Raw genomic sequence first — 13,751 nt, 5'->3', positions numbered from 1 at the left:
CTGCCTGGTACTCAGGCTAGGCTTATTCTGGTTTTTCGGACGGTGTATCAGCGGTATTGTCTGCGCTGTTGGCGGGTGGCGTTACATCGTTAGTCTGATTTCCCAGTTGTTTTTTGTTGCCCTGTACCACCTGAACAGCCTGACTGGAAATATTTTTTACTGCTTTTGCGCTGCTTCCGATAATTTCTTGCAGTACAGCGCTATCATCGCGCGCAAAATTTTGTACTTGTGCATCAAATTTTTCATCATCGCTGTCAAAGTAATCCACTGTGCCAAACGACAGTTTTTGCGCTACTAACACCGCAGGAAATGAATTACGGTAGCTGTTGAATTGCTTCACGCGGTTATTATAATTTTCTCGGCGCGCCAAAATGTCATTTTCCAATGTTTCGAGCTGCCCCATCAGTTTTTGATAGGTAGCATCTGCTCTCAGTTGGGGGAAATTTTGTGCCATCGCAGCCAGTTGTTGGGTGTTCTGCGACTGAGCCACACGCAGTTGAGTGACCTGTTCGTGTTCTAAATAACCTGAAGCAATTTCAATAATTTGCCCGCTCAGTTGTTGACGTTTTTTTAATCCCGCCTGCAGATTGGAAAATCCTTCACGGATATTCTGCATACTGCTTTGTAACTTGTTGTATACCTTCACCAGCCACAAAACGATAACTATCAAAATCACTAATAACCAAAACATTTTATTTTCCTTTTGCTGTGTATTGTCAAATTGCAGGCTGCCTGAAATTGTTTTTTATTTTCAGGCAGCCTGTATTTTCATTACTTCAGCGCCTTCAACCGTCCATGCAACTCCTGCACGCTGTACACGCCCAGGTGGTCGCGGCTTTTTGCGCCTTCGCTCATGGCCTCGCCGCCGGCGATGGTGGTGTATTGCGGCACGCGTTGGGTGAGGGAGGTGCGGCGGATGCTGTGGCTGTCGGCGATGGATTGTGTCGAGCTGCTGACAGTGTTGACCACCAACGCGATTTCGCCGTTTTTAATCGCGTCCACGATGTGCGGGCGACCTTCCTGCACTTTGTTTACCGCTTGTACGATGATGCCGTGCTCTTTCAGGTATTCGGCGGTGCCGCGTGTGGCGCAGACGCCGTAGCCGAGTGCTTGGAAGTTTTGCGCGGTTTTGACGATGAGCGGTTTGTCTTCGTCGCGCACGGCGAGGAAGATTTTGCCGGTCGGGTTCAGGCGTTCGCCTGCACCGAGTTGGGCTTTGTAGTAGGCTTCGCCGAAGCTTGCGCCCACGCCCATCACTTCGCCGGTGGAGCGCATTTCCGGGCCGAGGATGGTGTCCACGCCGGGGAATTTGATGAAGGGGAACACGGCTTCTTTAACGGCATAGAAATCGGGGACGACTTCTTTTTCCACACCTTGCTCTTGCAGGGAAATGCCTGCCATGCAGCGCGCGCCGACTTTGGCGAGCGGCACGCCAGTGGCTTTGGAGACGAAGGGGACGGTACGGCTGGCGCGCGGGTTCACTTCCAATACGAACACCACGCCGTCCTGCACGGCAAACTGTACGTTCATCAGACCGACCACGCCCAGCGCGTAGGCCATGGCTTTGGTTTGGCGGCGGATTTCGTCTTGGATTTCTTCGCTGAGCGAGTAGGGCGGCAGCGAGCAGCCGGAGTCGCCGGAATGGATGCCTGCCTGTTCGACGTGCTGCATGATGCCGCCGATAACGACGTCTTTGCCGTCTGAAACGCAGTCCACATCGACTTCAATCGCGTTGTTTAGGAAGAAATCGAGCAACACGGGGCTGTCTTCGGATACCTGCACGGCTTCGCGCATGTATTTTTGCAGCTCTTCGGCGGAGTGGACGACCTGCATGGCGCGGCCGCCGAGGACGTAAGACGGGCGCACGACCAGCGGATAGCCGATTTCTTCGGCTTTGACGAGCGCTTCTTCTTCGTTGTGGGCGATGCGGTTGGGCGGCTGGCGCAGACCTAAGTCGTTCAACACTTTTTGGAAGCGTTCGCGGTCTTCGGCGGCGTCGATGCTGTCGGCGGACGTGCCGATGATGTTCACGCCGTTTTCAACCAATGCGTTGGCGAGTTTGAGCGGGGTTTGACCGCCGTAATGCACAATCACGCCCCACGGGTTTTCGGTGCGGACGATTTCCAACACGTCTTCCAGCGTCAGCGGCTCGAAATACAGGCGGTCGCTGGTGTCGAAGTCGGTGGACACGGTTTCGGGGTTGCAGTTCACCATAATCGTTTCAAAGCCCGATTCGCGCAGGGCGAGCGCGGCGTGGACGCAGCAGTAGTCAAACTCGATGCCTTGACCGATGCGGTTCGGGCCGCCGCCGAGAATCATCACTTTTTTACGGTCGGAAGGACGCGCTTCGCATTCTTCTTCGTAAGTGGAATAGAGGTAGGCGGTTTCGGTGGCGAACTCGGCGGCGCAGGTATCGACGCGTTTATAGACGGGATGCAGGTTCAGCGCGTAGCGGTGTTCGCGCACTTCTTTTTCTTTTACGCCTAAAAGCTGCGCGATGCGTTTGTCGGAGAAGCCTTTGCGTTTCAGACGACGTAGGGCGGCGAAATCCAAATCTTGCAGGCAGCCTGCACTTACCTGCCGTTCTTCTTTCACCAAGTCTTCGATTTGCGCCAAGAACCAAGGGTCGATGGCGCAGATTTCATGGATTTCTTCCAGCGTAAAGCCCGCGCGGAATGCGTCTGCCACAAACAGCATACGTTCGGGGCCGGGGTTCGCCAGTTCGCGGCGGATTTCCGCTTTGTCGGAGCTTCTCGGATTGAAGCCGCACAAGCCTGTTTCCAAGCCGCGCAGGGCTTTTTGGAAGCTTTCCTGAATCGTGCGGCCCATCGCCATCACTTCGCCCACAGATTTCATCTGCGTGGTCAGGCGGTCGTCTGCAGCGGGGAATTTTTCAAACGCAAAACGCGGGATTTTGGTTACCACATAGTCGATGGAAGGCTCAAACGACGCAGGCGTGCGGCCGCCGGTGATGTCGTTGCGCAACTCGTCCAGCGTAAAGCCGACCGCCAGCTTCGCCGCCACCTTCGCAATCGGGAAGCCCGTCGCTTTGGAAGCCAGCGCGGACGAACGGCTCACGCGCGGGTTCATCTCGATCACAATCATCTCGCCGTTTTCAGGGTTCACCGCAAACTGCACGTTCGAGCCGCCCGTGTCCACACCAATTTCGCGCAATACTGCCAACGAAGCATTACGCATGATTTGGTATTCTTTGTCAGTCAATGTTTGTGCAGGCGCAACAGTAATAGAGTCGCCGGTATGCACGCCCATCGGGTCAAAGTTTTCAATCGAGCAGATAATGATGCAGTTGTCGTTTTTATCGCGTACAACTTCCATTTCGTACTCTTTCCAGCCGAGAACGGACTGCTCAATCAGCAATTCATGCGTAGGCGACGCATCAAAACCGCGTTCGCAAATTGCCAAAAATTCGTCTTTATTGTAGGCAATACCGCCGCCCGAACCGCCCATGGTGAAAGAAGGACGAATCAGCGTCGGGAAGCCGACCTGTTCCTGCGCCGCCAAGGCTTCGTTCATCGTGTGGCAGACAAAGGATTTCGGGCAGGAGAGGCCGATTTTCTCCATCGCCTCCTTAAAGCGGCCGCGGTCTTCCGCCTTGTCGATCGCGTCTTCCGTTGCGCCGATTAACTCGACATTGTATTTCGCCAACACGCCGTTGCGCGCCAAATCCAGCGCACAGTTCAGCGCAGTCTGGCCGCCCATCGTGGGCAGAATCGCGTCGGGCCGCTCTTTGGCGATAATCTTCTCCACCGTCTGCCACATAATCGGCTCGATGTAGGTAACATCCGCCATTTCAGGGTCGGTCATAATCGTGGCGGGGTTGGAATTCACCAGAATGACTTTATAGCCTTCTTCACGCAAAGCCTTGCAGGCCTGTGCGCCCGAATAGTCAAATTCGCAGGCTTGACCGATAACGATAGGGCCGGCGCCGATGATAAGGATGGATTTTAGGTCGGTACGTTTGGGCATGGTGTTTTACCTTAGAGATTTCAGGTTATTTAAAACTATATTTAACGGGATTGCTGGCACCCCGTTTACGATATTCTTCAGGCAGCCTTTTACGTTGGTATTTTTGGCGGACTTCATCATTTTTAGAAAGTGATTCGCCGTGAAAACCAAAACGTCCTACTATGGTTTCATTAAGCTCAGGAAAATTTTCCTTAGTAGCTGGCAGCCATTCATGCGCTTGTAAAACATCCACAATTAAGCCTTTTTCAACCGCCAAGATGTAATGCGCACGTTTTGCCCGCTCAACATCAAGCCGCCAGGCTAGGCGAACAGCATCATAAGCCGATTTTTCTTTATCTAAAGAACGATTAATATTAATAATCAATAGATTATGATCGCTGTCAAATTGTGCAACAGGTGCATCGTATTTATCTTGTATTTCAGATACATGCATCGAACCAAATTCACTATTGCCATGTCCGCTTTGTTCATTTGATAGCCCCGGATAGGCATCTATTAAAGCAGCTTCTACTTCAAAAGCGGTTTTCTCATTCATGCCATGTCGATGAATGACATGGATAACTTCCAATTTGGCTTTTTGGATAGCGCGAATCCTACTATATTTTAAATTCAGTTCATCTTCGCCATCTTCCGCTATTTTCAAACATTGTTTCAAATGTTCAAAAACCCGGTTGTCTTTGCCTTTGCCTACATAAAAAGTTTCACCATTTCTTGGGTCAATTAAGCGGTAAACGTAATATGCAAGGGCTTTGCAAACTTCAGATGAAAACTTGTCCATATTCTTTTTTCCTCAAATGTATTTAGATAGCAAGCTATTAGCTTGTATGCAGGGTGCGTGCGATACGCACGCGTTCTCCATTTTCCCTGCACTTTAACCCATCGCGTGCGTGCCTTGCGGTACATATTAAAGGCCGTCTGAAAAAACGCTCGCGGGGTTTGTTCCATCTGCCTTGCGATAAAAAACTACCTGAAAAATTCCTGCTATTGATATTTTGGCCACTTTTTTCAGACGACCGTTTGCGTTTTTATTTTGCACAGGCCGTCTGAAAACTTCCTTAAAAACTAGTGATAAATGTAATCAAACCCAAAATAATGCCTGGGGCGTTTGCCAGTATGATGGGGTAGTCGCGTTTTTCTTTCAAAAAGCCGTAGGCAAACCATAATGTGCAGTTGATGGCGGCGACGAGGGGTTGCAACGGCGAGCCGGGGTTGCCGGCAAGGTTGTTTTGGATTTGCGGGATATAAGAAACGTACATACCGACGCCGGCCAGGGTGGCGGTGACGGAAAGAATGTGCATTTGTTTTTCAGTCATTGGTTTTCCTTTCTGATTAGACGATTGGGTTTTCAGGCTGTACAGATGTTGATTTGCACAGGCCGTCTGAAAACTTCCTTAAAAACTAGTGATAAATGTAATCAAACCCAAAATAATGCCTGGGGCGTTTGCCAGTATGATGGGGTAGTCGCGTTTTTCTTTCAAAAAGCCGTAGGCAAACCATAATGTGCAGTTGATGGCGGCGACGAGGGGTTGCAACGGCGAGCCGGGGTTGCCGGCAAGGTTGTTTTGGATTTGCGGGATATAAGAAACGTACATACCGACGCCGGCCAGGGTGGCGGTGACGGAAAGAATGTGCATTTGTTTTTCAGTCATTGGTTTTCCTTTCTGATTAGACGATTGGGTTTTCAGGCTGTACAGATGTTGAGAGGGGGCTGAATTTATATTTTTGAAGTTTGGTTTTCAGACGGCCTGTTGTCGAGTTGAGTGTGGCCGTCTGAAAAAATCAGCTTTATTGTTTTGCTGCTTTGATATTGTCAATGAATTTGTCGAATAGATAGCCGACGTCTTGCGGGCCCGGGCTGGCTTCGGGGTGGCCTTGGAAGCAGAATACAGGTTTGTCTGTCAGTTCGATGCCTTGCAAGGTGTTGTCGAACAAGGATTTGTGGGTAATGCGTGCGTTGGTGGGCAGAGTGTCGGCATCGACGGCGAAACCGTGGTTTTGGCTGGTGATGACGACTTTGCCGCTGTCTAAATCTTGTACAGGGTGGTTGGCACCGTGATGGCTGAAGCGCATTTTCAGGGTTTTGGCGCCGATGGCGAGGCTGATCAGTTGGTGTCCTAAGCAAATGCCGAAAATCGGTTTGCCGCTTTCCATCAGTTTTTGTACGGCTTTGATGGCGTAGCCGCAAGGCTCGGGGTCGCCGGGGCCGTTGGATAGGAATACGCCGTCAGGATTGAGTGCCAAGACGTCTTCCGCGCTGGTTTGTGCGGGAACGACGGTCAGGCGGCAGCCGCGTGAGGCGAGCATGCGCAGGATGTTGGTTTTGACACCGAAATCGTAGGCGACGACGTGGTAAGGCTGTTCGGAAGGTGTAACGAAACCTTTGCCCAATTCCCATTCGCCTTCGGTCCATTCGTAAGTTTCTGTGCAGGAAACTTCTTTTGCCAAGTCTTTGCCGACCATGCTGCCGAATGCGGCAATCAGTTCTTGTGCTTTTTCAACCGTAGCGTCCGCACCGGTCAAGATTGCACCGCCTTGCGCGCCTTTTTCACGCAACAGGGTGGTCAGGCGGCGGGTATCGATATCGGCGATGGCGACGGTTTTGTTGCGTACCAAATAGTCGTGCAGGCTTTCGGATGCGCGGAAGTTGCTGTGCAAGAGCGGCAAGTCGCGGATAATCAAACCGGCGACGTAAACGCAGCGGCTTTCTTCATCTTCGGCGTTGGTACCGGTGTTGCCGATGTGTGGATAGGTAAGGGTAACGATTTGTTTGCAGTAGGAAGGGTCGGTCAGGATTTCCTGATAGCCGGTCATGGAAGTGTTGAACACGACTTCGCCGGAAGTCGAACCTTCGTAACCGATTGATGTGCCGTGAAATACGCTGCCGTCAGCGAGAACGAGAAGAGCCGGAGTGGTCATGATGGAATCCTGTTGCCTGATGATGGTCGGTTTGCAGAAACGGGCAGGGGTCGTCTGAAAATTGTTTACAAAAAAGACCGCCTGAGAAAATATCGGCTAAAAAAAAACACGCCCCGCAGCCTTGATTTTGCTGCGTAACGTGCTTTTTCAGGCATAGCTGCCTATGCCGTAGAAGCAATGCATTCTACGTCAAAAAGCCGCATCGTTCAAGCTATGACTTGGCAACGGATTTTGCCTTTACAATCGCGCCGCCTGTTTCATTTTCGCCATTGTTCGCCGCGTCAGATAAAAAAAACAGCCCGAACCCCACATAAATGACATCGTAAATGTTAGAATCTCATTCCGAGAAAATAAAAACAACGTCATCATCCGTCAACCGACGATTTTATGAAAAAAGAACGCATTATGAAAAACAAATCTTCACGTTGCCCTGGCTCCATCCGTCCGATGATTTACAGCATCGCCTCCGCGCTCGCCCTGATGGGGGCCGCATCGCAAGCGCAAGCGCAATTTGCCAAAACCCCGCTTTATTTGCAAAACGAAAGCCAAATTACAGAGCAGCCGAAAGTCAAACATAACATTATGTTTTTTATTGATGATTCGGCGAGTATGGGTTCTATTGTACCTGGAGCCAGGGGGAAAAGGGGGGAACCTTTAAATAGGTTAGAAGTAACGAAAAATGCGCTAAATGATATTCTTGATCAATATAAGGATCAGTTTAACTGGGGGTTGCAGACGCTTCATAACAATGGTCGATCAGATGCTGATTTTTTCAGTTCTGACCCAGAGGCAATGAAAACGCGTGTCAACAAGATGAGTACTGGCTATGCAACCCCAGCAACACGCCGCTATTTTGAAATTGTCAGTACGATTGTTATGCCTAAGGTTGAGTACCGTTGTCAAAAATCGTATGTCGTCATGATGTCGGATGGCGATGCTAACTATAGCTCTTATTGTGGTAATTCTCCATATTGGCCAGATAGGACGATTTTTGATTATGATGCCCGTCGTTTTTATTATGCTGCTAAAGATTACAATTGGAGAGTTCATAATGCTTATGATAGTGAAGATTACCAGAAAGCATACGAATATTTCGGCGAACGAAAAGGGCAGGATAGGCTTTTACGTTGTATGAGGGCAGAGCCTTCCTACGATCAGTTTTGGGATCGCGGTAACGGTTTGGCCTTTTTCAGTAAAAAACTAGCAGAAAAAGACTTTAAAGTCGGTGGTAAGGATAAAGCGGGTAAGAGCTGGGATGGCGATCCAAATGATTTTGGGGACTACAAAAAGCAAACTGTTCAAACATTTACTGTAGGTTTTGGTGGCGATATTACCCTGGCAGGTGAAGATTATCTGAAGCGAGGCGCCAGTAAAAAAGAGTGGTATTACATTGCTAATAAATCAGAAACCTTACTTGAGGCATTCAAAACTATTACAGATACGATTAAAAATGATAGCCAAAGTGAACCGATTACTTTGGATGGCGGTACCGCTCCGGCAACTTCCAGCAGCGGTATTCCCGATTTGGCGGCAACCATCAAGCTGAATACCGGCTCTTGGAGCAGTCAGATTTTATTTAATAAATTGAATAATAGTGATGGTAGACGGGAAGGTACGGTTACCCAGCCTTCCTTTGGTAATCGTAAAACATTGATTAACACAGGTTCTAATACTTACTCTATCGACGCCATCCCTACCGATAAAGTCAACAATGCCTATTTCGGCATTGAGAATAGTGACAAAGACGAATGGAAAAAACTGCTCAATTGGACGGGCAGGGTCGGCAATGATGACAGTGCATACAAGCCTTACCGTGACCGTAAACCCGGAGAGCGTGATTTGGGCGATATTTTGGATGGTTCTGTTGCTGCAGTCGGCAATCTTGAGCATGGTCGCCGCAAATATTTGGTTGCCGCAGCCAACGATGGCATGGTGCATATTTTCCAAAGCACGGCAGGAGACTATCCTTATGATTTGAAAGTCAGCTATCTTCCTTCAGCGATGGAGCGTGAAAACGATGCGTCAGGCAACCCGATTACGCTTGCCAAAGTATTGAAAGACATTGCGCATGCGGATTACGGAAAATCCATTGAAAACCATAAATACGGCGTGAATGGTGGCTTTACCTTGCGTCAGACCCCTGTTGCAGAACAAGGCAGTAAGTTTCAGCAACGTGTCTTTATGTTTGGCGCAATGGGACAAGGCGGACGTGGTGCATACGCTCTCAATATAGGCGGTAAAGAAGATCAAACCACCAATACCGGTCTGGATGCGGCTGCTTGGAGCGATAAAGTTCCTTTGTTTGAAACGGCCAAAGGTAAAGACAATACTTTGGGCTTTACCATCGGTACGCCACAAATCAGTCGTGTTTCCATCAAACGTGAAACCGATGGTAGTGCCAAACTGGATGAAAACATCCGTTATGCGGGCTTCCTTGCCAGCGGCTACGCAGCCGAAGAAAAAGATGCGACAGCCAACGAAACGGCGTTATATGTTTACGAAATGCTTGGTAAAGAAGTCGGTACAGGCGAGAAACGCGGTCAGGCTGCAGGTAAACCCGGTGATCAACTGGCGAAAATTGTCGTGAAGGGGGGTGTAGGCGGCCTGTCTACACCGACACTGCTTGATACCGATTTTGACGGAGTTGTCGATTTTGCCTTTGCAGGCGACCGAGGGGGTAATATGTACCGCTTCGACCTGCGCGGGGCCGCTCCGAAAGATTGGACTGCGGTTAAAATCTTCTCCGGTTCGTCAAGCAAGCCGATTACCTCGGCTCCTGCCGTATCACGAAAAGGAGCTAAGGAATACGTCGTGATTTTCGGTACGGGTAGTGAAATCTACCAAAGTGATTTGAGCAATACTGAGACACAATCGATTTACGGTATTGTCCAAAAATTGGATAAAACGCCGAAAGATTTGTTCGAAGACAAGGCAAATAAAGATATTGCTGAGCAAAATCTGCGCGAACAAACTATTACTGAGGTAGAGCAGTCATATAACGATGGAAACAATCAGCCGCAAACCAGTAAAGCTTTGTATCTGAGCAACGAAAAAATTGAAGAGAAACATAAGGGCTGGTTCATCAATCTGCGTTCCGGCGAGCGTGTCAGCATTAAGCCGACCATGATTCTGCGTACTGCCATCGTTACAATACGCAAGTACGCTTCCGATGGCGGTAAGACTATCGGCAAGGAGGAAGCGGAAAAAGACTTGTGTATGCCTGTCAGCAACAATAAGTCAACCGTAACCAGCACAACCTTCCTCGGCATCAATGCCGATAATGGCGGTGCACTCAATAGCCGTAGCGCACGTTTTACGCCTGATATATTTAAGCGTGAATTGAGTGGTTTCGGTACGCAATACGCCAACGGTTTGACTCAAGAAGGTATTGTCAGCTTCACCTTTATCGATCCGAACAAGCGTACAGACGATCCTGTTACTGCCGATGGTGACAGCGGTGAAACCGGTACGGATAAAGAGCTTGGGTTGGGTTCTGGTACGCCCAACAACAAATGCTTCTCAGGCAAAGAGGGTGACCAGCGCAGTTTGTTGCTGAATAATGCGCAATCGCTGGAAGTAAAAGGCCGTATCTGTGGTCTGCAACGTATCAGCTGGCGCGAGCTGTTTTTCTGATTGGCTCGTGTAAGCGTATGAAGACCAAGAGGTCGTCTGAAAACTTGGAAACAGGTTTTCAGACGACCTTTGTTTTATAGTGGATTAACTTTAAACCAGTACAAGGCGACGAAGCCGCAGACAGTACAGATAGTACGGCAAGGCGAGGTAACGCCGTAATGGTTTAAAGTTAATCCACTATATCTGAATGCAATCAGCTTTGCGGTCGGTAAATCTTATCGAATACGCCGCCGTCGTTGAAAAATCGTGCTTGTGCTTTGCGCCAACCGCCGAAGGTTTCGTCGATGCTGACCAGTTTCAAATCGGGGAAGCGTGTTTTAAATTCGGCGCGTACGGCTTCGTCGGTGGGGCGGTAGAAATGGCGTGCCGCCATTCGTTGCGCTTCTTTGCTATACAGCATTTCCAAATAGGTTTTGGCGATTTGTTCGGTGCCTTTTTCTTTTGCTACTGCGCTGACCACGGCGACGGGCGGTTCGCACAGCATGGATATTGACGGCGTGATGATTTCAAATTGGTTCGGATTTTCCTGCAAGGCGAGGTGCGCTTCGTTTTCCCATACCAGCAAAACATCGCCTAATCCGCGCCGTGTAAAGGTTATGGTCGAACCGCGCGCGCCTGCGTCCATGACCGGCACGCGGCGGTAGAGTTCGGAGACAAACTGTTCTGCCGCCGCATCCCCGCCTTTTTCTTGTGCGTATGCCCAAGCCGATAGGAAATTCCAGCGTGCGCCGCCTGAGGTTTTCGGGTTTGCCGTGATGATTTGTACGTCGCCTTTGACCAAGTCGTCCCAGTCATGAATCTGCTTGGGGTTGCCTTTGCGTACCAGGAACACGATGGTCGAAGTGTAGGGCGTGCTGTTGTGCGGCAGGGCTTTTTGCCAATCTGCCGACAAGAGTTGTCTGCCTGCTTTGCTGTGATGGAGCGCGTCGATGTCGGATGCCAGCGCAAGCGTCACGACATCGGCTTTCAAGCCGTTTTGCACGGTCAATGATTGCTTGCCCGAACCGCCGTTGGAGAGGCGGATATCTGCTTCCTGTCCGTGTGTTTTTTGCCAGTAGTGTTGGAAAAACGGGTTGTATTCGCGGTAGAACTCGCGTGTCGGGTCGTACGATACATTCAACATGACGACGCGTTCGGGTTTGCCTGTCGACGTGCCGCCGGACTGCCCGCATGAGGCGAGCCACACCGTCGCGCCGATGAAGATAATGCCCAGCCATGATTTGAGTCCCATCATATTTTCCTTATCAGACAAATACTTGAGCGGGGAATATAACAAGGTGGGAATCGCGCGGGAAATATTGTTTGCTTCTTTGGATATAACGGAAATGCGTTTGCGGCGATATGTGGCTTGGTGTTTGCAGTTATGGCGTTTGAAGGGATGAATAACGGAAAGGTCGTCTGAAAACGGATTTCGGTTTTCAGACGACCTTTTGTCAATGATGAACCATGCAGACAATGTCTAGCTGTGAACGCTGCTTGCCAAACCGAAAGCCGTCTGCTTCGGACGGACAGGATTCAGCGGTGCATAATCATGGCTTTAATCCACGCGGGTATTTCGCGGGAGAGCTTGCGCAGGTAATTGGGCGTGGAGTCGCCGCAGGAATCGGAAGCGTAAAACTGGACGTTTTTGCCTTTTAAATGACGGTTGACAAGCCACTCGGCGCGTGCGAGATGGAAGGCGTCGCTGACGATGATGACGTTGGATACGTCTTGCAACAGCGGGGCGCTCAAGGCGATGTTTTCAAAGGTGCTTTCCGATTTGTTTTCGATGCGGATGTGTTCGGGCGGGATGCCCATGTCTATCGCCATAGATTGCATGGCTGCCGCTTCGTTGCTGCCGTCGCCGTCCGTGCCGCCGCTCATCAGCAACCCGCTGACTTTGTTTTGGCGGTAGAGGGCGACGCCTGCTTCCACTCGGGAACGCAGGCAGGGATTGGGCTTGCCGCGCCTGTTGACGGAATTGCCTAAAATGACGGCGATGTCGGCAGGTTTGATGTTTTGGGATGCTTTTTCTGCTTGGACGGCTTGGTAATGCAGCCAAGCCACGCTGGTCGCCCAGATGAGGAGAAGCGGGAGGAGGCCCCATATTATCCATCTTTTCATAAATGATTCCTTTGGGTGTATCGGGTGTGTGCGGCGGGATATCGGTTGGATGGCGCGGCAGTGAAACATCATAGCATATGCGGATTGTCTGACCGGCAAGACGGGATGGGCGGTAGATTTCGGTTGCGGGCGGGGTGGGTATGTTGTGTTGTCATCGCGGGGAGGTCGTCTGAAACCATCTTCTGTTTTTCAGACGACCTCGTAAATGTTAAGATAAACCGTTTTTCCCTTTACGGTATGGAAGGACGCAAAAAGCGGCGGCATCGGGTTGCCTGCTGTTTTGCGTGGTTCCGCCATGTATTGACCGAAAGCCATTTATGACCGATATCCTCAATAAAATCCTTGCCACCAAGGCCCAAGAAGTTGCCGCGCAAAAAGCGGCAGCACCGCTTGCGGAAGTCAAAGCACAGTTGCGCGATGCCGAACCTGTGCGTGACTTTTTTGCTTCCATCCGCAACAAACACGCCCAAAACTTGCCTGCCATTATCGCGGAAATCAAAAAAGCCAGTCCCAGCAAAGGGCTGATACGGCCTGATTTTCATCCTGCGGATATTGCGCGCGCTTATGAAAGCGCAGGGGCGGCCTGTTTGTCTGTGTTGACCGACGAAGTGTATTTCCAAGGTTCGCCCGAATATTTGAAACAGGCGCGTTCGGCGGTCAGCCTGCCGGTGTTGCGCAAGGATTTCATTATCGACGACTATCAGATTTATCAGGCGCGCACATGGGGCGCAGATGCGGTTTTATTGATTGCGGCGGCTTTGGATGCTGCGCAGTTGGCGCATTTTGAAGCCGTTGCCCACGATTTGGGTATGACCGTGCTGCTGGAATTGCACGACCAATCCGAATTGGAAAAATGCCGCAGTATGACCACGCCGCTTTGGGGAGTGAATAACCGCAATCTGCGGACTTTTGAAGTCACGCTCCAGCAAACTTTAGACCTGCTGCCCGATTTGTCGGGCAAAACGGTCGTCACGGAAAGCGGTATCCGAAACAAAGACGATGTGGACTTTATGCGCGGTCACGGCGTGCATACGTTCTTAATCGGCGAAACCTTTATGCGTGCGGCGGATATCGAAGCCGAAGTGCGTAAGTTGTTTTAATACCGTGCCGTA

10 protein-coding genes are annotated in these 13,751 nt (G+C 50.3%); 2 read left to right on the top strand and 8 right to left on the bottom strand.

The window, feature by feature from the left end:
• Positions 1-22: 22 nt before the first annotated feature.
• From ACMYUL_RS04770 to carA, 6 genes are all read right to left on the bottom strand, one after another.
• Positions 23-691 (bottom strand): LemA family protein, encoded by a 669-nt coding sequence (locus ACMYUL_RS04770; protein WP_415772366.1) that lies wholly within the window; start codon positions 689-691, stop codon positions 23-25.
• 80 nt (positions 692-771) lie between these two features.
• A complete protein-coding gene (carB, locus tag ACMYUL_RS04765) occupies positions 772-3,987 on the bottom strand; it encodes a carbamoyl-phosphate synthase large subunit (protein ID WP_415772364.1) in 3,216 nt (1,071 codons plus the stop codon).
• A 25-nt stretch (positions 3,988-4,012) separates the two neighbouring features.
• Positions 4,013-4,765 (bottom strand): LEM-3-like GIY-YIG domain-containing protein, encoded by a 753-nt coding sequence (locus tag ACMYUL_RS04760; protein WP_049344526.1) that lies wholly within the window; start codon positions 4,763-4,765, stop codon positions 4,013-4,015.
• A 277-nt stretch (positions 4,766-5,042) separates the two neighbouring features.
• Positions 5,043-5,300: a SemiSWEET family transporter gene (locus tag ACMYUL_RS04755; RefSeq protein ID WP_049225703.1), complete on the bottom strand. Its 258-nt coding sequence runs from the start codon at positions 5,298-5,300 to the stop codon at positions 5,043-5,045.
• Positions 5,301-5,378: 78 nt separating this feature from the next.
• Positions 5,379-5,636: a SemiSWEET family transporter gene (locus ACMYUL_RS04750; RefSeq protein ID WP_049225703.1), complete on the bottom strand. Its 258-nt coding sequence runs from the start codon at positions 5,634-5,636 to the stop codon at positions 5,379-5,381.
• A gap of 136 nt (positions 5,637-5,772) precedes the next feature.
• Complete coding sequence (carA, locus tag ACMYUL_RS04745; protein ID WP_070656162.1) at positions 5,773-6,903, bottom strand: glutamine-hydrolyzing carbamoyl-phosphate synthase small subunit; 1,131 nt, start codon at positions 6,901-6,903, stop codon at positions 5,773-5,775.
• A 387-nt stretch (positions 6,904-7,290) separates the two neighbouring features.
• Between carA and pilC the strand changes: the two genes are divergently transcribed.
• Positions 7,291-10,536 carry a PilC family type IV pilus tip adhesin gene (pilC, locus tag ACMYUL_RS04740; protein WP_415772361.1) on the top strand — a complete coding sequence of 1,082 codons (3,246 nt, stop codon included), beginning with the start codon at positions 7,291-7,293 and terminating at the stop codon, positions 10,534-10,536.
• A 193-nt stretch (positions 10,537-10,729) separates the two neighbouring features.
• Here the strand turns inward: pilC and ACMYUL_RS04735 are convergent, their stop codons facing one another.
• Positions 10,730-11,770: a sulfate ABC transporter substrate-binding protein gene (locus tag ACMYUL_RS04735; protein WP_415772883.1), complete on the bottom strand. Its 1,041-nt coding sequence runs from the start codon at positions 11,768-11,770 to the stop codon at positions 10,730-10,732.
• Between the two features lie 281 nt (positions 11,771-12,051).
• Positions 12,052-12,639: a YdcF family protein gene (locus ACMYUL_RS04730; RefSeq protein WP_070515175.1), complete on the bottom strand. Its 588-nt coding sequence runs from the start codon at positions 12,637-12,639 to the stop codon at positions 12,052-12,054.
• A 317-nt stretch (positions 12,640-12,956) separates the two neighbouring features.
• Between ACMYUL_RS04730 and trpC the strand changes: the two genes are divergently transcribed.
• Entirely contained in the window at positions 12,957-13,739 is a 783-nt protein-coding gene (trpC, locus tag ACMYUL_RS04725; RefSeq protein ID WP_415772359.1) for an indole-3-glycerol phosphate synthase TrpC, read from the top strand.
• Positions 13,740-13,751: the final 12 nt, after the last annotated feature.

Origin of the sequence: Neisseria sp. CP9 (genome assembly GCF_047758525.1) — a bacterium.
GTDB lineage: Bacteria > Pseudomonadota > Gammaproteobacteria > Burkholderiales > Neisseriaceae > Neisseria.
The sequence above is the reverse complement of the archived record's forward strand: the minus strand, read 5'-3'. Positions and strand labels throughout refer to the sequence as shown.